The 25,221-nt window shown below is 53.0% G+C and carries 1 protein-coding gene (cut by a window edge); it reads left to right on the forward strand.

Features of this window, described 5'->3' with window-relative positions:
* Window positions 1-25,145 carry the 3' portion of a non-ribosomal peptide synthase/polyketide synthase gene (locus tag NSS94_RS11760; protein WP_341039331.1) on the forward strand. Its footprint begins 17,179 nt before the window's first position, so only the last 25,145 of its 42,324 coding nucleotides appear in the window; its start codon lies off the left edge, out of view; the stop codon is at window positions 25,143-25,145.
* The last annotated feature ends 76 nt before the right edge of the window (window positions 25,146-25,221 follow it).

The raw sequence follows: 25,221 nt of genomic DNA on the forward strand, positions 1-25,221 counted from the left end.
AAATCGCATCGCGTACGTTCCAGGCCGGTTATAAGCTGGACATGAAGGATTTGTTCCAGTATCCAACGGTTGCAACACTGGCACCGCATATGCATGAGGTCAGCCGTATGGCAGATCAAGGAGAAGTGAGCGGGGAAACCGCGTTGCTACCGATCCAGCATTGGTTCTTTGCGCAGGAGCGCGAGCGTCCGCAGCACTTTAATCAAGCGGTCATGCTCTATCGCGCTGAGGGCTTTAACGAGGCAGTGGTTCGGCAAGTCATGGATCACCTTGTGAAGCATCATGATGCGCTTCGTACGGTTTTCCATCAGGCTCCCGCAGGTTATACGGCTTGGACACGCCCTGTAGAGGAAGGCATGCTGTATACGCTGGAAACGGTGGATTACCGTGAACAGGAAACTTATGCAGAAGCGCTGGAAGCGAAGGTAACGGAAATTCAAAGCAGCATGGACCTGTCCGCAGGACCTTTAGTCAAACTCGGATGGTTCCGCACAGCCGAAGGCGACCATCTGCTAATCGCCATTCACCACTTGGTGGTGGACGGAGTGTCGTGGCGGATTCTGTTCGAAGATTTCTCGACAGGCTACGAGCAAGCGATCAAAGGCGAGCCTGTACGATTGCCGTATAAAACGGATTCCTTCCAAGCATGGGCACGGGAGTTGTCGTCTTACGCCAACCGCCCTGAGGCTGCCTCGGATGAAGTTTATTGGAAGCAGCTGGAACAGGCCAAAGCCGAAGCGGCGCCGCTGCCTAAGGATTTTGCCTATGAGGGCTCTTTGAATGCAGACAGCGAAGTGCTGACGGTAGAATGGACCGAAGCTGAAACGCAGCAGCTGTTAAAGCAGGTCCATCGCGCCTACAACACCGAGGTCAATGATTTGCTGCTGACCGCGCTGGGACTGGCGGTGCACAATTGGACAGGCGCCGGACAGGTACTGGTGAACCTGGAGGGCCATGGCCGGGAAGCGATCCTGCAAGAGATGGATATGACACGTACCGTAGGTTGGTTTACGAGCTTGTATCCAGTGCTGCTGGAGACCGGCAAGGAAATGACACTGGCTCAGCGGATTAAAGAAACGAAGGAAGGTCTGCGCCGGATTCCACATAAAGGGCTGACCTATGGAACTTGGCGCTACTTGTCTCCTGCGTCTGCATCGGATGAAGCGCATACGATTGCAGCAGAACCGGAAATCAGCTTTAACTATTTGGGTCAGGTCGATCAGGATCTACAAAACAGTGGAATCGCATTGTCACCCTATAGTGCAGGGGAGACAGAGGATGCACATTCACCGCTGCAATATACGCTGGATTTAAACGCGATGATCTCGGAAGGCACGCTGCGCTTGACGATTGCTTACAGCCGTAAGCAGTATCGTAAAGAAACGCTGGAACGTGTGGCAGGACTGCTTCAATCCGCTTTGCAAGAGGTGATTACGCATTGCGTCGCTCAGGAACAGCCGGAACTGACCCCGAGTGATGTATCCTTCAAAGGTCTGACGACTAGAGAACTGGAACAAATTGCGAAACAGGCGGCACATACCGGTGATTTGGAAAATGTATACGCACTGACGCCGATGCAAAAGGGGATGCTCTTTTATAATCTGATGGATTCGCAATCGGGAGCTTATTTTGAACAGGCCTCCTTTGATCTGCGAGGACATTTTAATATCGCTGCATTTGCGGCCAGTTTGGATGTTTTAATGCAGCGGCATACGGTACTGCGCACGAACTTCTACAGCGGCTGGCAGGATGAACCGCTTCAGGTTGTGTACCGCAATAAGCGCAGTGAACTGTATGTGGAAGATTTGCGGGATATGAAGGACGAGCAGCAAAACGAATACATGCTCGAATTTACGCGTAAAGACAAGCAAAGAGGCTTTGACCTAGCACAAGACGCCTTGATGCGTGTCGCTGTGTTGCGCACAGGTGAGGAGACGTACCGTTTTGTATGGAGCTTCCATCATATCGTGATGGATGGCTGGTGCTTGTCGCTGGTGACCAACGAAGTGTTTGCGAGCTATTTTGCGATCCTGGCCCATAAACAACCGGAACTGGCCCCTGTAACGCCGTACAGTCAATATATCGAATGGCTGGAGCAGCAGGATCGTCAGGCCGCATCAAGCTACTGGAGCAAGGTTCTGGAAGGATATGAGGAGCAGTCTCGTTTGCCACAGGCTAAAATTCAGGGCAAAACGGGGTATCAGTCGGAGCGTTTAGATTTTGATTTGGGCGCGGATCTCACAGCTGGTATTCAGCGCATAGCCAAGCGTTATCAGGTGACGATCAATACGTTGATGCAGACCGTTTGGGGCCTTTTGCTGCAAAAATATAATGGCACCGATGATGTCGTGTTTGGCAGCGTGGTATCTGGACGTCCGGCAGACATTCCGAATGTGGAGCACATCATTGGTCTGTTTATCAATACGATTCCGGTGCGTATCCGCAGTCAAGTGGACAGTTTATTCTCCGATGTGATGAAGCAAACCCAGGAGCAATCGATCGATTCCCATGTCTATGATACGTATCCGTTGTATGAAATTCAGGGACTGTCGGAGCTTAAGCAGGATTTGATCAATCATATTCTTATTTTTGAGAACTATCCGGTCGAGGAACAAATCGAGCAATTAGGCAGCGGTGATGAGTCCAGCTTCACGATCACCGGAGCCGAGTCTGTCGAGCAGACCAACTATGACTTTAACCTGGTGGTACTGCCCGGGAACACCATTCACATGAGCTTTGGCTATAATGCCCTGGCCTTTGAACGGGAAAGTGTAGAGCAAGTCCGAGGCCATCTGGTGCAACTGCTGGAGCAGGTGACTGCGAATCCGGACATCCGTGTACATGAGCTGGATATGTTAAGCGAGCAGGAGCGCGAGCAAATCGTTAAGGTTTGGGGGAATACAGCAGCAACCTATGCAAGCGAGCAAACGATCCATGGCTTGTTCGAGACGCAAACGGCGCAGACACCGGAGCAGACAGCCTTGTTCTTTGAAGGAGAAACGCTGACTTATCGCGAGTTGAATGAACGCGCCAATCGCCTGGCTCGTACCTTGCGCAGTCAAGGCGTGACGAAAGATCGTTTGGTGGGTCTGATGACCGAGCGGTCGGTGGATATGATCGTGGGCATCTTCGGGATTTTAAAAGCCGGAGGCGCATATGTCCCCATCGATCCAACCTACCCGGAAGAGCGTATCCGCTATATGCTGGACGACTCGGGTGCGAAGCTACTGTTGACACAAAGTCATCTGGTGGACAAAGCAGTTATCGATGGCCAAGTGCTGGTGCTGGATGGAACGCAAACGGTGTATCACGAGGATGGTTCCAACCTGGAGCCGTGGTCCGGTCCAAATGATTTGGCGTATGTGATTTATACATCGGGTACAACAGGGCAGCCGAAGGGCGTTATGCTGGAGCATCACGGGCTGTGCAATCTGAAAACGTATTTTGATCAGACGCTTCGAATCCGCACGTCGGATCATGCGTTGCTGTTCGCTAGCTATTCGTTTGATGCGGCTTGCTGGGAAATCTTCCAAGCGCTGTTCTGCGGAGCCACGTTATATGTGCCAACGACAGAGACGATTTTGAACTACGAGCGGTTTGAGCAATATATGGCGAATCACCGGATTACGGTGGCCGCTTTGCCGCCGACCTATGCGGTGTATCTGGAGCCAGAGCGGATGCCACACCTGCGTATTCTGTTCACGGCGGGTTCAGCATCTTCCACCGAACTGGTATACAAGTGGAAGGATCAAGTGGCGTACTACAACGGCTACGGTCCAACTGAAAACTCAGTTGCAACGTCCATCTGGCCGGTGTCCGAGGATGCAAGGGCTGGACAACTCATTTCCATTGGACGTCCTGTGCCGAATCATCGGGTATACATGGTGGATGGGCATGGACATTTGGCTCCGGTAGGCGTAGCAGGTGAGCTGTGCGTGTCTGGTCCAGGTCTGGCGCGTGGATATCTGGATCGTCCAGAGCTGACGGCGGAGAAATTTGTAGCGAACCCGTTTGCGGTTGGTGAAGCAGGCTATGAACGAATGTACCGTACGGGGGACTTGGCGAGATGGATGCCAGACGGCAACATCGAATATTTGGGCCGGATTGACCATCAGGTGAAAATCCGGGGCTACCGGATCGAGCTGGGTGAGGTCGAGGCACAAATCTTGAAAGTGGAAGACGTGCAAGAGGTCATCGTACTGGCCCAAGCGGACGAACAGGGGCAAAACCAACTGGTGGCGTACTATGTCGCTGAAAGAGACGTAAGCGCTGGGGAGCTGCGTAGCTTACTGGGTGAGGATCTGCCCAACTATATGGTGCCTTCGTATTTCATCCAGCTGGAGCAGATGCCACTGACACCGAACGGTAAAATCGACCGCAAGGCACTGCCAGCACCGGAGGGCAGCTTGCAAAGCGGAGCGGATTATGTAGAGCCGCGCACAGCACTGGAGCAGACGTTAGTGTCCATTTGGCAGGCTGTATTAGGAGCAAAGAGAGTCGGCATTTTGGATAATTTCTTTGATCTGGGCGGCGATTCGATCAAAGCGATCCAGGTATCGTCCCGCTTGCTGCAAGCGGGCTACAAGCTGGAGATGAAGGATTTGTTCCAATATCCGTCCATTTCACTGCTGAGCAGTCATGTACACAAAGTTAGCCGCACAGCCGATCAGCGGGTGGTCTCGGGAGCAGTTAAATTGACCCCAATACAGCAATGGTTCTTTGGACAATCCTCAGCAGAGCCACATTATTTCAACCAATCGGTGATGCTGTATAGAGCACAAGGATTCGATGAAGCCGCATTGCATCAAACGGTGACCCAGGTGACGGAGCATCATGATGCATTGCGTATGGTCTTCCGTCAGACCGAACAGGGCTATGAAGCGTGGAATCGCGGTGTGAACGAAGGCGAGCTGTACAGTCTGGACGTTGTTGATTTGACAGGCGTCGAAGACACGGCAGAGGTGGCGATGGCGATTGAAACGAAAGCCAATGCCATCCAAAGCTCTATTCGTCTAGATGAAGGACCGCTGGTGAAGCTGGGACTTTTCCGCTGCATGGATGGAGATCATTTACTGATTGCGATCCACCATTTGGTCGTAGACGGGATTTCATGGCGGATTGTGTTTGAGGATTTTGCCACTGGGTATGAGCAGGCCGTGCGGGGAGAAGCGATTCGCTTGCCATATAAAACGGACTCTTTCTCTGCTTGGGCAGAGCAGTTGTCTCAATATGCGAACAGTCCGGCGATCGACAACGAACGCGAATATTGGCAGCATCTTGCCCAAATGGAAGTTGCATCGTTGCCTAAGGATCAAGAGAGAGCGGAGGGACAACATTCTCTAATCAGAGACACTGCGACGGTGAGCGTGGCTTGGAGCGAACAGGAAACCCGGCTACTGCTTCAGGAATCGCATCGTGCGTACAACACCGAGGTCAATGATCTGCTGTTAACTGCACTCGGCACCGCGTTATATAACTGGAGCGGTCAGGAGCGCGTACTGGTCAATCTGGAGGGCCATGGCCGGGAAGCCATTGTTCCAGATATCGACATCACACGTACCGTGGGCTGGTTTACGAGCCAATATCCGGTGCTGCTTGATGTGGATGGGAAGGCAGAAGTAGGGCAGCGAATCAAGCGGGTGAAGGAAGACCTGCGCCATGTACCGCATAAGGGCATTGGCTACGGCATTTTGAAATATATGTCTCAGCATGATGTCCATCCTTCCTTGACCTTGCAGCCTGAAATTAGCTTTAACTATTTGGGACAGTTTGATCAGGACTTGGAAAATGGGGATATCAGGCTGTCTTCGCATCCAGGTGGAGAGCCGATGAGTGATCATACCGTTCTGGAGCAGCCGCTGAATGTGAACGGCATGATTACAGCAGGCGGGCTGACACTGGACATTCGCTATGACAGTAAGGTATATCAACAGCAAAATGTAGAGAACTTTGCGCAGTTGCTGCAGGAAAGCCTGCAGGAAGTGATCGCGCATTGTGCCTCCCAAGAGCGGAGCGAACTAACCCCAAGCGATGTCTTGTTCAAAGGCTTGTCGTTGGAACAACTGGAGCAATTGACGGAGCAAACGGCTTCTGTGGGCGAACTGGAAAATGTGTATGCTCTTTCGCCGATGCAGAAGGGGATGCTGTTCCATAGTCTGATGGAGCCGGACTCAGGTGCATACTTCCAGCAAGCGTCGTTTGATCAAAAAGGCAGCTTTGATGTTGAAATTTTCCGCAAGAGTCTAGATGTACTGACACAGCGTCATGAAGCACTGCGGACGAATTTCCATCGATTTGAAACAGGACATGGTCCGGAGCCATTGCAAATCGTGTTCCGTCACAAAGATAGCGATCTGTCCTTCCAGGATATACGCGAAATGCAGGAAGCGGAGCAACAGGCGTATATCCAGACGTTTAAGCAGGAAGACCAGGCTAGAGGCTTTGATCTCGGTACGGATGCGCTCATGCGCGTACAGGTATTGCAGACCGATGAAGAAACGTATCACTTGGTCTGGAGCTTCCATCACATTGTCATGGATGGCTGGTGCTTATCGCTTGTTACAGGCGAAGTGTTTGGTACGTACTTTGCGCTGCTGGAGCAGAAGCAGCCGGAGCTTGCTCCTGTTACATCATATGGTCAATATATTGAATGGCTGGAGCGTCAGGATGAACGTGCGGCAAAAGAGTATTGGAGCAGCTATTTGGCGGGCTTTGAACAGCAGACGTTGTTACCTGGATCGGATACCGCATCAAAAGACCAAGCGGCTAATACTGTATTCGCTACAGCAAACGAAACCAGGGAATATGTTTCTGAAAAAATAACGGTAGATCTGGATCCAGCGTGGAGCGAAGCGATGTACCGGATTGCAAAGCAGCAGCAGGTCACGATTAATACGCTGATGCAGAGCGTGTGGGGCCTTATTTTGCAGAAATATAACAACAATGAGGATGTTGTATTCGGCAGTGTGGTATCTGGACGTCCGACGGATATTGCGGGTGTAGAGCATATGATCGGTCTGTTCATTAATACGATCCCAGTGCGGATTCAAAGTGAACAGAATGCCACGTTTGTGGACATCATGCGCAAAACGCAGGAGCAGGCACTGGCCTCAGGAGCCTATGACAGCTTCCCGCTGTATGAAATTCAGGCGCTGACCGAGCAGAAGCAGCATCTGATTAACCACATTATGGTATTTGAGAATTATCCGGTTGAGGAGCAAGTCGAGCAGTTGGGTGAAGTTCGTCCATCCGCTTTTGAAATTACGAATGTAGAGGTTGTTGAGCAAACGAATTATGATCTGGACTTGATTGTGATGCCAGATGAGCTTTTCCGCATCATGTTCAGATATAACGCCAATGTATACGATCGGTCTACGATCGAGCGGATGCAGGGACATGTACTGCATGTCATCGAGCAAATCGTGAATAATCCGCATATCCGTGTGAATGAGCTGGAATTGGTGACACCGGAAGAGCAGGCGCAGATCGTTCAGGTGTGGGGAGATACGGCGGCAGATTATCCGCAAGATCAGACGTTAAGTTCACTGTTCGAGCAGCAGGTAGCGAGCACACCGGGGCAAGTGGCAGTGCTGTGTGGAGCGGAATCGTTGACCTACGCGGAGCTGAATGAGCGCGCGAACCGTTTGGCTCGGACGTTGCGTGCGGAAGGTGTTGAACCGGATCAGCCGGTAGGCATACTGGTTCAGCGCTCGCTAGAGATGATCGTAGGCATCTACGCGATCCTCAAGGCAGGCGGAGCCTACGTGCCAATTGATCCAGAATATCCGGCCGACCGCATCCGCTTCATGCTGGAGGATTCGGGAGCGAAGCTGGTGCTGACGCAATCGCATCTGGCAGAGCAAGCATCCTTGAGCTTCGACGGCAAGGTGCTGGTGCTGGATCGTCATGAGCAGGCTGGCAAGGACATTTACCACGAAGACGGTTCGAATCTGGAGCCACTGGCCGGGCCGCATCATGTCGCCTATGTCATCTATACGTCTGGCTCCACGGGAAAACCGAAGGGCGTGATGGTGGAGCACCATTCCGTTCTGAACCGGATTTTGTGGATGCATGATCGGTACGGCTTGAGTGCGGAAGATACGATCCTGCAAAAGACCGCCTTCACGTTCGACGTGTCGGTGTGGGAGCTGTTCTGGTGGTCGCTGGTCGGCTCGAAGGTGAGCCTGTTGTCCGTGGGCGGGGAAAAGAACCCGGAAGAGATCGTCGACGCCATTGTCCGCGATGGCGTGAGCACGATGCACTTTGTACCTGCCATGCTGCATGCGTTCCTGGAGTATGTGGAGCAGCAGCCACGGGAAGTAATGCAAGCGAAACTGGCAACGCTGCGTCATGTCTTTGCCAGTGGTGAAGCCTTGCCGCCACAGCATGTGGCTCGCTTCCAGCGGCTCGTGTCGAGCCTGACCGGAGCGAAGCTGATCAACCTGTACGGTCCAACCGAAGCGACGGTGGACGTATCGTACTTTGATTGCGAGCCGACGGAAGAATATGCAGTCATTCCGATCGGAAAACCGATTCAAAACATTCGCCTGTACATCGTGAAGGAAGGCACGGAGCAATTGCAGCCGATTGGGGTTGCAGGGGAGTTGTGCATCGGTGGTGTCGGTGTGGCACGTGGGTATCTGAACCGTCCGGAGCTGACGGCCGAGAAATTTGTGAAAGATCCGTTTGCCGGCGGGGAAGACGGGTATGAGCGGATGTACCGCACCGGCGATTTGGCGAGATGGATGCCGGACGGCAACATTGAATATTTGGGCCGGATCGACCATCAGGTGAAAATCCGGGGGTACCGGATTGAGCTCGGCGAGGTCGAAACGCAGCTGCTCCAAGTAGCGTCCGTGCGAGAAGCGGTTGTCATGGCTCGTGCAGACGAAACGGGCCAAAAACACATGGTGGCCTACTATGTCGCCGGGCAAGAGCTAGGAGCCAGCGAGCTGAGAAGTGAGCTGGGCCGGGAACTGCCAAGCTACATGGTGCCGTCCTACTTTGTACAACTGGAGCAAATGCCGCTGAGTCCAAATGGCAAAATTGACCGTAAGGCCCTACCAGCACCGGAAGGCAGCCTGCAAAGCGGAGCCGATTATATCCCGCCGCGAACGTGGGTGGAAGTGAAACTGGCACACATTTGGCAGGAGGTGCTGGGCCTCACGCAGGTCGGTGTGAAGGAAAACTTCTTCGAGATTGGCGGACACTCGCTGCGGGCGACGACACTGGCCTCGAAGATTCACAAGGAGCTGAACAAGCCGCTTCCCCTGCGCAGTATTTTTGAAGCACCCACGATTGAACAACTGGCAGCCGTTCTGGAAGGTCTGGATCAAGTGGTGTACGCGTCCATTCCGGTAACAGAAGAACGCAGCTTCTACCCGTTATCTTCAGCACAAAAACGACTGTATGTACTGCATCAGTTTGATCCAAGTGATGTGAACTACAACATGCCGTCAGTGCTGCAAGTGAGCGGTCCGCTGGATGTGAAACGAGTAGAAGACGTGTTCCGTCAACTAATCGATCGTCATGCAACCTTGCGTACCCGCTTTGAGCTGGTAGACAATGAGCCGATGCAATGGATTGAGGATACCGTGCCATTCGAGGTGGAATATACGAAGGTACAGGTAGAGAGTACGACTACGGCTACGGATACGGATCAGGACACAGCTACAGGATTGGATACAACTACAGCTACGTACACGAGGGTTAACCAGGAAGCACAAGAACGGGTCCGACAGTTTGTCCGTCCGTTCGATCTAAAAGCTGCACCGCTGCTACGGGTAGGCTTGGTGGATCTGGGTGTCCAAGGAGCAGAGAAAGAATCACAGCATCTGCTCATGCTCGACATGCATCATATCGTTTCGGATGGTGTGTCGATGGAGGTACTGACCGATGAATTTGTCCGCTTGTATGGCGGTGAAGAGCTATCGCCATTGCGGATACAGTACAAAGACTATGCGGTATGGCAGCAAAGCGAAGCCCATCAGGAGTGGATGCAGCGTCAGGAAGCGTACTGGCTGAGCACCTTCCAGGGCGGAGTGCCTGTGCTGGATCTGTCAACCGACTTTGCCCGTCCGGCGGTGCAAAGTACGGCAGGGGCTACGATCGAATTCGGACTGGAACGTGAAGTGAGCGAACGCCTGAAAGAACTGGCTTCGCAAACAGGTTCAACCCTGTATATGGTGCTGCTGGCGGCGTACACTACGCTCTTGCACAAATATACAGGCCAAGAGGACATTGTCGTCGGCACGCCGATTGCAGGACGACCGCATGCGGAGCTCAGTAATCTGGTGGGTGTCTTCATTAACACGCTGGCGATTCGCAATTATCCGTCCAGCGACAAAACGTTCCTGGATTATCTGCAAGAGGTGAAGGAGCATGCGCTCAGTGCTTATGAGCATCAAGACTATCCTTTTGAAGAACTGGTTGAACAGCTGAATTTGACGCGGGATACGAGCCGAAATGCGCTGTTTGACACGATGTTTGAGTTGAAAACCTTGGAGCAGCAGGCGTTGCAGTTGGAAGGTCTGACCCTGAATTCGTATCCGCTGGAAAATCATACGGCCAAGTTTGATCTGACTTTAGATGCAGTGGAGCAGCCAGAAGGCATTCTGTGCAGTCTGGAATATAGCACGGCGTTGTACAAGCCTGAGACCATGACGCGATTGGCACAGCATTTTGCGGAAATCGTTCGAGCTATTGCATACCATCCACAACAGCCCCTGGCAACTTTGAATATGGTAACCGTTGAGGAAAAGGAGCAACTCATCTACGGTTTTGGAGAAGTGGGAGTAACGGATGGTGCCGCAGTTGAAGCAGGAGCCCTGTTCCATACCTATGTGGAAGAACAGGCACAGCTTGTACCAGATCATGTGGCGGTGGTATACGAGGAGGAGCAGCTCACTTACCGGAAACTGAACGAGCGCGCGAACCAATTGGCGCGGAGATTGCGGAATGAAGGCGTTGGACGCGAGTCGATTGTCGGCATTTTGAGTGAACGCTCGGTAGACATGCTGGTCGGCGTACTGGCGGTGTGGAAGGCTGGAGGCGCCTATGTGCCGCTGGATGCAGACTATCCGTCTGAACGGATTCGTTTCATGCTGGAGGACAGTGGTGCGACGGTATTGTTGACCCAAATCGGCTTACAGGAGCAAGCACAGATATGGCTTGGGGAAAGCCGACAGGCCTTGGCCGGAGGGCAGACTGAGGGTGAGTTGGAAACAGCGGCTGGTGCTGAAACGATGGAAAGAGACAGCCTAAATGAAAACTTAGGCTCGAAATCAGATTCGAAGTCTGACAGCGAAGCAGCATCCGAACCGGCAACAGGGCTGCGTCTGCATACCGTATTGGCATTGGACGATGAGTCACTGTACACCGGAGATACGACAGACGTCGATCACATCAACGAACCGCACGATTTGGCGTATGTGATCTATACATCCGGGACAACCGGACGGCCGAAGGGCGTCATGATCGAGCATCACAGCTTGGTGAATACGGCTGCGGCGTATCGCAGGGATTATCGCCTGAACCAATTCCCAGTCCGACTGCTGCAACTGGCGAGCTTCTCTTTCGACGTATTCGTCGGGGATATCGCGCGGACGCTCTATAACGGCGGCACGATGGTCATTTGTCCGAAAGACGACCGGATTGATTTTAGCCGTCTGCACGGATGGATTCGCGATGTCCAGATTACCGTGTTCGAATCGACTCCGGCCCTGATCGTACCGTTTATGCAGCATGTGCATGAACAGGGGCTGGACATGAGCAGTCTGGAGCTGCTGATCACGAGCTCGGATAGTTGCAGCGTGACGGACTACCGAGTGCTGCAAGAGCGGTTTGGTGCGGATATCCGCATTATGAACAGCTATGGTGTCACAGAAGCGGCGATTGACTCCAGCTTCTACGACGAAGAGCTGTCGAAGCTGCCAAGCAGCGGCCATGTGCCGATTGGTCAGGCGTGGCTGAACGCACGCTTCTACATTGTGGACAGCCAGCTGAATCCGGTGCCGATCGGCGTACTGGGTGAGCTGTGCATTGGCGGAGCCGGGGTGGCACGAGGCTACCTGAATCGTGCAGACCTGACAGCCGAGAAATTCGTAGCGAATCCGTATGTACCAGGTGAACGGTTGTACCGTACAGGCGATTTGGCGCGATGGATGCCGGACGGCAATGTAGACTTTATCGGCCGGATGGATGATCAAGTCAAAATCCGGGGCTTCCGGATTGAACTGGGCGAGGTGGAAGCGCAGCTGCTGACCGTGGACGGCATTCAGAAAGCCATCGTCACCGCCTGGGAAAACGAAGACGGAGACAAGGATCTGTGTGCGTATGTCGTAGCCTCGGAGGCGCTGAATTTGCCGGATCTGCGCAGCACACTCCAGCCCAAACTGCCGGGCTATATGATCCCGACCTATGTCGTACAACTGGATCGTTTCCCGCTGACACCGAACGGAAAAATTGACCGCAAAGCGTTGCCTGCGCCAGAAGCGCGCCTCGAAGGAGGCACGGCGTACGTGGCACCGCGCACACCGCTGGAAGAGCAGTTGGTACGTATTTGGCAAAGTGTTCTGAATCATCCGCAGATCGGTATTAAGGACCATTTCTTTGAAGTCGGAGGACATTCTTTGCGCGCGACAACACTGATGGCGAAAATCCATCAGGAGCTGAATTACAAGCTGGCTCTGCGAGATATTTTCCAATATCCGACGATTGAACAATTGGTGCAGGTGATGGGTGAAGATCAGACCCAGCAAACGTATGTATCTATTCCTGTGGCGGAGGAGCGTGAATATTATCCTGTTTCCTCGGCGCAAAAACGGATGTACGTGCTGAGTCACCTGGAAGGTGGAGAGGTTAGCTACAACATGCCAGGAGCGTTGATTATCGAAGGTTCCTTGGATAAAATGCGACTGGAACAAGCCTTCCGCCAGCTGATTGCCCGTCATGAAGCCCTGCGAACCCGATTCGAGATGGTGGATGGTGAGGTGATTCAACGGATTGAATCGGGCGTCGCATTCAGCGTGGAGCATGTGCAGGCAAGCGAAGAAGAGACCCAGCAGTATGCCCAAGACTTTGTACGCGCATTTGATCTCGCACAAGCACCATTGCTGCGGGTTCAGCTGGTGGAAACCGGACCGGAGCGTCACGTCATGCTCTATGACATGCACCATATTATTTCGGATGGCGTCACGGAAGGAATTATCGTGCAGGAGTTCTCTCAATTGTATGAAGGCAAGGAACTGCCGCCACTCCGTATTCAGTACAAGGACTATGCGGTTTGGCAGCATGCAGATATGCAAAGTGAGCGGCTTCGTGAGCAAGAAAGCTATTGGCTGAAAACCATGTCTGGAGAAATCCCGGCGTTGGATATGCCAACAGATTTTACAAGACCTGCTGTACAGCGTCTGGAAGGAACTCGATTTGAGTTTGCGATCCGTATGGAGGACAGTGAGAAGTTGAAACAGCTGGCCGCGCAAACCGGTTCCACCTTGTACATGGTGTTGCTGGCCGCGTATAGCACGCTTTTGCATAAATATTCGGGACAGGAAGACATTATCGTCGGCACGCCGATTGCCGGAAGACCACATGCGGAACTGGAGGGCTTGGTAGGCGTATTCCTCAACACGCTGGCAATCCGCAATTATCCGTCTGGTGACAAAACGTTCCTGGATTACTTGCAAGAGATCAAAGAGCATGCGCTTAGTGCTTACGAACATCAGGAATATCCTTTTGAAGAACTGGTTGAAAAACTGAATTTAACGCGGGATACGAGCCGGAATGCGCTGTTTGACACGATGTTTGAGTTGAAAACATTTGAGCAGCAGGAGTTCGAGCTGGAAGGTCTGACCTTTAAGACGTATCCGACGGATAATCATACGGCCAAATTTGATCTGACCTTGGATGCCGTGGAGCAGCCGGAAGGCATTCTGTGCAGTCTGGAATACAGCACGGCGCTGTACAAGCCTGAGACCATCGCGCGATTGGCACAGCATTTTACCGAGCTCGTACGTGCCATTACCCTTCATCCGCAGCAGCCACTGGCAGCTTTGGATATGGTAACTGTCGAGGAGAAGGCACAAATCATCTACGGTTTTGGAGATGTGGGAGTATCGGATGTTACTGCTGAAGCAGGAGGCTTATTCCATACTTATGTGGAAGAACAGACCCAGCTTATACCAGATCATGTGGCGGTGGTGTACGAGGAACAACAACTGACGTACCGCACACTGAACGAGCGTGCGAACCAATTAGCCCGTAGACTGCGAAATGAAGGCATTGGACGCGAGTCGATTGTTGGCATTTTGAGTGAACGTTCGGTCGACATGCTGGTTGGCGTACTGGCGGTGTGGAAGGCAGGAGGCGCCTATGTGCCGCTGGATGCAGATTATCCGTCCGAACGTATTCGTTTCATGCTGGAGGACAGTGGTGCGACGGTACTGTTGACCCAAATCGGCTTGCAGGAGCGTGCACAGGCATGGCTCGAGGAAAGCCAACCTACATCCGAACCCGCAACAGGGCTGCGTCTGCACACCGTACTGGCACTGGACGATGAGTCGCTGTACACCGGAGATACCACAGACGTCAATCACATCAACGAACCGCAGGATCTGGCGTATGTGATCTACACCTCAGGGACAACGGGACGTCCGAAGGGCGTCATGATTGAGCATCGCAGCTTGGTGAATACGGCTGCGGCCTATCGCCGGGATTACCGTCTGAACCAGTTCCCGGTACGACTGCTGCAACTGGCGAGCTTCTCCTTCGACGTGTTCGTCGGGGATATCGCGCGGACGCTTTATAACGGCGGCACAATGGTTATCTGTCCGAAAGACGACCGCATTGATCCGAGCCGTCTGTATGGCTGGATTCGCGACTATCAGATTACCGTGTTCGAATCGACTCCAGCCCTGATCGTACCGTTTATGCAGCATGTATATGAGCAGGGACTGGACATGAGCAGTCTGGAATTGCTGATTACCAGCTCGGATAGCTGCAGCGTGACGGATTATCGGGTGCTGCAAGAACGATTTGGTGCGGATATCCGCATTATGAACAGCTACGGCGTCACGGAAGCGGCGATCGACTCCAGCTTCTACGACGAAGAACTGTTGAAGCTGCCGGACAGTGGCAGTGTACCGATTGGACAGGCATGGCTGAACGCACGCTTCTACATCGTGGACAGCCAGCTGAATCCGGTGCCGATCGGCGTACTGGGCGAGTTGTGCATCGGTGGAATTGGGGTAGCACGGGGATACCTGAACCGTGCGGACCTGACGGCCGAGAAATTCGTAGCCAATCCGTTCGTGCCAGGTGAACGATTATACCGCACAGGTGACTTGGCGCGATGGATGCCGGACGGCAATGTGGACTTTATCGGCCGGATGGACTATCAGGTGAAAATCCGGGGCTATCGGATCGAGCTGGGCGAGATCGAAACGGCGATCCAGCGGGTGCCGGGTGTACGTCAAGCGGTAGTCATCGACCGGACGGATGAGCGTGGACACAAGTACTTGTGCGGATACATCACAGGAGAAGCTGAGCTGCGGATCGAGGAGGTACAGGCCGAACTGGAAGCCGGACTGCCAGCGCACATGGTGCCTGCACGTTTGATGCGACTGGAGACGATCCCGCTGACCAGCAACGGTAAAATCGACCGTAAGGCCTTGCCGGAACCGGAAGGAAGCATCCATACGGGTGCAGCCTATGTGGCACCGCGTACCACGGTGGAGCAAGTACTGGCTGCGGTATGGGCCGGGGTGCTCGGCGTGGAAGCGGTAGGTGCGCAGGATAACTTCTTTGAGCTGGGTGGCGATTCGATTAAGGCCTTGCAAGTATCCTCCCGATTGCTGCAAGCAGGTTATCGACTGGAGATGAAAGACCTGTTCAGTCATCCAACCGTGTCCGCCTTGGCACTGAAAGTTCAATCGGTGACCCGATTGGCGGATCAGAGCGAAGTGGTGGGCGCTGTGAAGCTGACACCTGTTCAACACTGGTTCTTTGAGCAAAACCTGACGGATGCTCATCATCATAACCAGTCCATCATGCTGCATAGCAAGGATGGTTTTGATGAACCGGCCCTGCGCACGGCGATGGATCAAATCGTTAGCCATCACGACACACTGCGGATCGTTTTCCGTCCTACGGAGCACGGATATGAAGCCTGGAATCGCGCAATTGGGGAGGGCGAGCTGTATACGCTGGAACGTATAGACCTCAGCCATGAGACTGAGGTGTCAGCGGCGATCGAGGCTAAAGTGAATGAAATTCAGGCGGGTATTCAGTTAAGCGAAGGACCGCTGGTGAAACTGGGGCTGTTCCATTGCCCAGATGGTGATCATTTGCTGATGGCGATTCATCACTTGGTGGTGGATACCGTATCTTGGCGCATTTTGTTCGAGGATATTACAACCGCCTACGAGCAGGCATTGAACGGACAAACGGCTCGCCTTCCGCACAAAACGGATTCGTTCCGCACCTGGGCGGATGGGCAGTCTCAATATGCGAATAGTCCGGCTATGGCAGCAGAACTTGAATTCTGGAGGGAAATGGAACAGGGCGTATATCAGCCGCTTCCAAAAGACGAGTCCCCTTCTCATTCCTTGAATAGGGACAGCGAGAACATGACAGTTACGTGGACAGCTCAGGAAACGGAGCAGTTGTTAAAACAGGCGCATCGTGCCTACAACACGGAGATGAATGATTTGCTGCTTACCGCATTGGGACTGACGATTCATCGCTGGGCGGGCCTGGAACGAGTGCTCGTGAGCCTGGAAGGCCATGGGCGGGAATCCATTCTGCCAGAACTGGATATTACGCGGACGGTGGGCTGGTTTACGACGCAGTTCCCGGTTGTGCTGGATATGAGCGTGGGGCAAGACCTTTCACAGCGCATCAAACAGGTGAAAGAAGGACTCCGCCGCATTCCGCAAAAGGGCATTGGCTACGGGATGTTGAGATATCTGTCCGCAGCATGTGAGCCAGAGCGTTTTGTAACCGAACCTGAAATCAGCTTTAACTATTTGGGACAATTTGATCAAGATATGCAAAGTCAGTCCTTTGGCGTATCTCCTTACTCTAGCGGTGCAGAGCTTAGCGCCCATGCAGCCAGAACGCACACGCTGGATATGAACGGACTGATTTCGGAAGGCAAGCTGCAATTGACAATCAGCTACAGCAAGCAGGAATATCGCCATGAAACGATGGAGCAGTTAGCTGAACAGTTCAGAACCAGCTTGCAGGAAATCATTACGCATTGCACAGGCCGCAAACAGCAAGAACTGACGCCAAGCGATGTCATGCTTAAACATGTAACGATGGCCGAGCTGGATCAATTGGTAGAACGGACTCGTGACATCGGGGAACTGGAGAATGTCTATGCGTTGACGCCGATGCAAAAAGGCATGTTGTTCCATAGTCTGATGGATGCAGCATCAGGTGCTTATTTTGAACAAACGACCTTTGATTTGCACGGACGTTTCCAAGCGGATATTTTCCAGGATAGCTTGAATCATTTGGCGCAGCGGCATGAGATCTTTAGAGCCAATTTCATCAGCGGTTGGCAGGATGAGCCTGTGCAGGTTATTTTCCGCCGCAAGGAGGTTGGTTTCAGATGTGAAGATTTGCGTCATTTGGATGAGCAGGAACGTGACGCGTATGTGAAGGAGTTTATTCGCAAGGACAAGGCAGCTGGATTCGACTTGTCTCGGGATGCGTTGATGCGTGTGGCGATTTTACGAACAGGTGATGAGGATTATTATTTTGTATGGAGCTCGCATCACATCTTGATGGATGGCTGGTGTGTGGCTTTAGTCACGGATGAGGTGTTTGAGGCTTACTTTGCAGCCGTGGAGCATAGACAGCCGAAGCTTGCCCCCGTGACTCCATACAGTCAGTATATTGAGTGGCTTGAAGCACAAGATGTAGAAGCAGCAGCTTCCTACTGGAAGGATTATTTGCTCGACTATGAGCAGCAAACTTCGATTCCGACCGGAAAAGTAGGCGTGAAAGCGGACGATGCCCAATTTGAGCATATCCTGTGTGATCTGGGCAAGGATTTGACTGGACGTATGGAAATGGTGGCCAAGCAGCACCACGTGACCCCGAATACATTGCTGCAAACAGCTTGGGGCTTGCTGCTCCAAAAGTACAACGGTAGTGATGACGCTGTTTTTGGTGGTGTAGTGTCGGGTCGTCCAGCGGATATTTCGGGGATCGAAAACATGGTGGGCTTGTTCATTAACACCATTCCAATACGTATCCGCAGTGGGGCTGACGATACCTTTGCCGACCTGATCAGAACGAATCAGCAGCAGGCGCTGACTTCTCAAGATTATGAAACGTATCCGCTGTATGAAATTCAAGCCTTGACCGAGCAAAAGCAAGACCTGATCAACCACATTATCGTGTTTGAAAACTATCCGGTGGAGGAGCAGGTCGAGCAACTTGGGGAAGGTGCAGCGTCGGATTTTGAAATTCGCAATGCCGGCATGATTGAACAAACCAACTATGATTTCAATCTGGTCGTTATGCCGCAGGAAGCGATGAAAATCCGATTTGAATACAATGCGAAGTTATATGATCGGGAAGCCGTTGAACGGACTCAGGGTCATCTGATACAGCTGTTGGAGCAGGTGGTAGCGAAGCCGGACATTCGGGTGCAGGAGCTGGATATGGTAAGTGAGCAGGAGCGTGAGCAAATTCTCACCGTATGGGGCAATACAGCTGCTGAGTATCCAAGCGAGCAAACGATTCATGGCTTGTTCGAGACACAAACGGCGCAGACACCGGAACAGCCAGCGTTGTTCTTTGAAGGAGAGCAGCTGACCTATCGCGAGCTGAATGAACGTGCGAATCGTCTGGCGCGCACCTTGCGTAGTCAAGGTGTGACGAAGGATCGTTTGGTGGGACTGATGACCGAGCGTTCGGTAGACTTGATCGTGGGGATCTTAGGCATTTTGAAAGCTGGGGGCGCATATGTCCCCATCGATCCGACGTATCCGGAGGAGCGTATCCGCTACATGCTGGACGACTCGGGAGTAGAGCTGTTGTTAACGCAAAGCCATCTGGTGGACAAAGTAGCTTTTGATGGTCAGGTACTGGTGCTGAATGGAGCACAAAGTGTGTATCACGAGGATGGTTCCAACCTGGAGCCGTTGTCCGGTCCGAACGATCTAACGTATGTCATTTATACGTCAGGTACGACGGGGCAGCCGAAGGGTGTCATGGTAGAGCATCGTAATGTCGTACGTTTGGTGAAAAATACAAACTACGCGCAGTTGGATGCTGACACGCGCATTTTGCAGACAGGGGCTATTGTTTTCGACGCATCCACCTTCGAAATTTGGGGCGCTCTATTAAACGGTGGACAGCTGGTGCTAGTGAGTCAGGATATCATTTTGGACGTGCTCAAGCTTAAGGAAGCAGTGCGCAGTCACGGTATTACCACGATGTTTCTGACCACACCGCTCTTTAACCAGTTGTCTCAGCAGGATTTGGCGCTGTTCGAGGGGATACGGGAACTGCTGGTCGGCGGTGATGTGATGTCCGTACCACATATGAACCGGGTGCTGGAGGCCCATCCGTCCCTTCGAATCAGTAACATCTATGGCCCGACTGAAAATACGACTTTTTCCACAGTGCATGCGATCACCGGTGTGCAATCGGAATCGGTGCCAATTGGTAGACCGATCCATAATTCAACAGCGTACGTCGTGGACCGTTCGATGCGGCTTCAACCCGTCGGGGTATGGGGTGAACTGCTGGTAGGCGGTGACGGGGTGGCACGTGGATACCGCAACCGTCCGGACCTGACATCCGAAAAGTTCATTGATAGCCCGTTCCGCAGCGGAGAACGCTGCTATCGCACAGGTGACACGGTACGCTTAAATGTGGACGGTACGCTTGAATATAAGGGGCGGATCGATGCGCAGGTGAAAATTCGGGGCTACCGGATCGAACTGGGCGAGGTAGAAACGCAGCTGTTGAAGCTGGAGGCAGTGCGAGAAGCTGTGGTCATCGCACGGGAAGATGAGCAAGGGCAGAAGCAGCTCTGCGCTTATGTGGTCGCCGATGAGGAAGTTGTCGCAAGTGAGCTACGCAGCGATTTGAGCCAGAAGCTGCCGGGTTACATGATCCCTTCCTATCTGGTACAGCTGGAACAAATGCCGCTGACACCGAACGGTAAAATCGACCGCAAGGCTCTACCAGCACCAGAAGACAGCCTGCAAAGCGTAGCCGACTATGTCGCACCGCGGACGTGGGTGGAAGTGAAGTTGGCGCAAATCTGGCAGGATGTGCTGGGCCTGGCGCAGGTCGGCGTGAAGGAAAACTTCTTCGAGATTGGTGGACATTCACTGCGGGCGACGACGCTCGCCTCGAGGATTCACAAGGAGCTGAACAAGCCGCTTCCATTGCGCAGTATTTTTGAAGCACCAACGATTGAGCAATTGGCAGTCGTACTGGAATATCTGGATCAAGTAACATATGCGTCCATTCCAGTAACGGAAGAACGCAACTTCTACCCGTTATCGTCGGCGCAAAAACGACTGTATGTGCTGCATCAGTTCGACCCGTATGATGTGAACTACAACATGCCGTCGGTGCTGCAAGTGAGCGGACCCCTGGATGTGAAGCGGGTAGAAAACGCGTTCCATCAATTAATCGCCCGTCATGCGACCTTGCGTACCCGCTTTGCACTAGTGGACAGTGAGCCAATGCAATGGATTGAGGACACTGTGCCGTTTGAATTGGAATATACAAAGGTACAGGCAGAAGCTGCGACTATGGGTACAGACCAGGACACAACCACGGATGCGGACACGATGGTCAGCCAGGAAGTACAAGAACGGGTGCGGCAGTTTGTACGACCGTTCGATCTGCAAGCTGCTCCGCTGCTGCGAGTAGGCTTGGTAGATTTGGGCGTACAAGGAACCGAGCAGGAACCGCAGCATTTACTCATGCTCGATATGCACCACATCGTTTCGGATGGCGTGTCCATGGGTGTACTGACCGATGAATTTGTCCGCTTGTACGACGGTGAAGAGCTATTACCATTGCGGATACAATACAAGGATTATGCGGTATGGCAGCAAAGCGAAGCCCATCAAGAGTGGATGCAACGTCAGGAAGCGTACTGGCTGGGCACCTTGCAGGGTGAGCTGCCAGTGCTGGATGTACCTACGGACTTTGCCCGTCCGGCGGTGCGAAGTACGGCAGGCGATACGGTGGTGTTCGGACTGGAACGTGAAGTCAGCGAACGGCTGAAAGAACTGGCGGCGTACACAGGCTCCACGCTGTATATGGTGCTGCTGGCAGCGTACACTGCACTCCTACACCAATACAGCGGGCAAGAAGATATCGTAGTCGGCACACCAATTGCCGGACGGCCGCATGCCGATCTGGAGCCGATGATTGGGATGTTCGTCGGAACGCTGGCATTGCGGAACTATCCGACGTCAGAGCAAAGCTTCCGAAGCTTTGTGGAGGATGTGAAGACGCGTGCCCTGCAAGCTTACGAGCACCAGGACTATCCGTTTGAGGAGCTAGTGGAAAAGCTGAACGTGAAGCGGGATATGAGCCGCCATCCGCTGTTCGATACGATGTTTACGCTGCAAACGACTGAGGAAGGCGAACTGCAACTGGCAAACCTGAGCTTCCGTCCATACGGCCTGGAACAAACGCCAGTCAAGTTTGATTTGATGATGGAAGCTAGAGAGGAAGAGGCAGGCATTCAGTTTGGATTGCAGTATGCAACTGCGTTGTACGAGCGCGAAACGGTAGAACGGATGACGCGTCACTTTGTTCGCTTGGTCGAAGCCGTGGCGGCGAATCCGGATGCGAAGCTGGGAGAGCTGGAGTTGATTACGGCGGAAGAAACCGAGCAGATTCTGAAGGTGTTCAATGATCCGAATGCACATAGCGTGCGTTGTGCTGAACACAGACAGGTGCAAGGCCATTCGCTCAGCGAACGCTTTGAAGAGCAAGCTGAGCGCAACCCTGAGCGGATAGCCGTTGTGTCTGGGAACACCGCGCTGACCTACACTGAGCTAAATGAGCGTGCGAACCAATTGGCTCGTGTGTTACGAGCGGAAGGGGTCGAAGCAGATCAACCGGTGGGCGTATTGCTGGAACGTTCTGCGGATATTCTGGTGAGCATTCTGGGGGTACTTAAGGCCGGAGGTGCGTATGTGCCGATGGATACGATGTATCCACAGGAGCGCGTTGACTACATGCTCCAAGACAGTGGGGCCAAGGTCGTGATTACAAGCAGAGTTGCCAACCTGTCGCTCAGCTTGCCATCCACAGTTCGAGCTGTAGTCTTGGATGACGAGGATGTTCAAGCTCAACTGGGAGCACAGGATGCGAGCAATCTCATCCCTGTCGCCCGTCCGCATAACCTGGCCTATATGATTTATACGTCAGGTACCACCGGTCAGCCGAAAGGGGTCATGATTGAGCAGGGCAGTGTCAGCAATCTGGTAGATGCTTTATGGGAACGAGTATACAGCCGTTATGAACAGCCGCTTCATGTCGCATGGCTGTCAGCATTTGTATTTGACGCTTCGGTGAAGCAAATCTTTGCCAGCTTGCTGTTAGGCCACACCCTGCACGTGGTGTCCCGTGACGTCAGTCTGAGCGGAGAGCATTTGATCGCCTACTACCGCACACACCGGATTGATTTGTCGGACGGCACACCTGCGCATCTGCATATTTTGAACGAAAGTGTCAGTGTGACGGAAGCACCGGAAGTGAAGCATTACCTGATCGGTGGCGAAGCATTATCCGTGCAGCTGGTACAAGTGTTCCTGCACAAGTGGTCCGGGTATCGTCCGGTGATTACGAACGTGTACGGTCCGACCGAAACGACGGTAGATGCGACCGCTTATACGATTGAAGATGTGGAGTCCCTGAACGCACTGCTGGAAAAAGGGGAGCATACGGTATCCATCGGAACGCCGATCGCGAACCAGTCGGTGTACATCTTGAACAGCCAGCAACAGCTGGTGCCGATCGGTATCGCAGGTGAGCTTTATATCGGGGGTGCAGGTGTCGGACGAGGTTACCTGAACCTGCCGGAGCTGACGGCAGAGAAGTTCGTCCTGAATCCGTTCGCTGATGCGGCAGCAACCGATCCAGCGGACAGCACTCACGCAAACCGGATGTACCGCACGGGCGACTTGGCACGGTGGATGCCAGACGGCAGTATTGAGTATTTGGGCCGGATCGACCACCAGGTGAAAATCCGGGGTTACCGGATCGAGCTGGGTGAGGTGGAAGCGCAGCTGCTGACCGTGGACGGTATTCAGAAAGCCGTGGTCACAGCATGGGAAAACGAAGACGGACACAAGGATCTGTGTGCCTATATCATAGCTGCAGCGTCCCTGAGTTTGCCGGAGCTGCGCAATGCGCTGCAGCCGAAGCTGCCGGATTACATGATCCCGACGTATGTGGTACAACTGGATCGTTTCCCGCTGACACCGAACGGGAAAATCGACCGCAAGGCGCTGCCGGCGCCGGAAGCACGCCTCGAAGGAGGCCTGGAGTACGTTGCACCGCGGACGCCGCTGGAAGCCAAGCTAGCCCAAATCTGGCAGGATGTTTTGAAGCTGTCCAGCGTAGGAGTCACCGACTCATTCTTTGACGTGGGTGGGCACTCCCTGCGGGCAACGACGCTGGTGGCCAAAATCCATCAGGAACTGGACAGCCGGATTACGCTGCGTGAGGTGTTCCAACACTTTACGATTGAGCAGCAAGCCCAGCTCATAGCTACGCACGGCACAGACACCTATACGGTGATCCCTGCGGCGGCGAAACAGGCATACTACCCGGTTTCCTCGGCTCAAAAAAGACTGTACATTTTGAGCCATCTGGAAGGTGGGGATCTCAGCTACAATATGCCGGGTGTATTAACCGTGGAGGGACCGCTTCAGGCCGATCGGCTGGAGGATGCGTTCCGTCAGTTAATAGCCCGCCATGAAACGTTGCGGACTTCCTTTGAAATGGTGGAAGGCGAGGTCGTTCAGCGGGTGTATGATCAAGTGGAGTTTGCAGTAGAGCACTTGCAGGTTAGGGAGTCTGAAGCCGAAGCCTATATCGAGTCCTTTGTACGCAGCTTTGATCTTCGCCAGGCACCACTGCTGCGTGTCCGTCTTATTCAAACCGGACCAGAGCGTCACCTCCTGATGTACGACATGCATCATATTATTTCAGACGGTGTATCGTCGAACAATATCGTGCAGGAGCTGGTACAACTGTACGAAGGGCAGGAATTGGAGCCGCTGCAAATTCAGTACAAGGACTACGCCGTGTGGCAGCAGCAGGAGATGCAGCGTGAGTCATACCAACGCCGGGAACACTTCTGGCTGGAGCATTTAGCCGGAGAATTGCCGGTACTGGATTTGCCAATTGCTTATCCTAGACCTGCTGTTCGCAGCTTCGAGGGTGCGATGTATGAATTTACAGTGGACGCGAATGTATCCGAGCAACTGCACCGAATTGCGACACAAACCGGAAGTACACTGTACATGGTGCTGTTGAGCGCCTACACCGTTCTGCTGTCCAAATACAGCGGTCAGGACGATTTGATCATCGGTACGCCGGTAGCAGGCCGCTTGTTGCCTGAACTGGAGCCACTGATCGGAATGTTCGTCAACACGCTAGCCATCCGGCATCAGCCGAGGGGCAACCAAACGTTCCACAGCTACTTGCAGGAAGCCAGAGATCGTACGCTGCAAGCCTTCGAGCATCAGGATTATCCACTGGAAGAGTTGGTGGAAAAGCTGGATGTAACACGGGATGCAAGCCGTAACCCGTTATTCGACACCATGTTTGTACTGGAAAACACAGAGTCGCCGGAAGCGCAGCTTGAAACGTTGTCCTTCAGCCCGTATGTTCGGGAGCATCGTATTTCCAAATTCGATTTGACTTTGTCTATGAGTGATGAAGATGGGGAGATGAAGGGTTCGTTTGAATATTGCACGAAGCTATTTGGGGCTGACGCTATTGAGAGATTAACCAGAGATTTGATAGCGATCCTGTCCCAGATTGGAATCGATCCAGATTTGCTGTTAAGCGATATTCAGGTGAACTCGGACGAGCAGCCGGAAGGCTTCTCACCGGATTCCATCGACTTTGTTTTCTAAAATGCAATGATTTCACTTTGCGTGTGCAGAGGGTGGCGGCTTGTCCGACTGCCCTTGCCTGCAAAGTATTCTTTTT

This window comes from Paenibacillus sp. FSL L8-0644 (assembly GCF_038008165.1).
GTDB classification, from domain to species: Bacteria; Bacillota; Bacilli; order Paenibacillales; family Paenibacillaceae; genus Paenibacillus; species Paenibacillus polymyxa_D.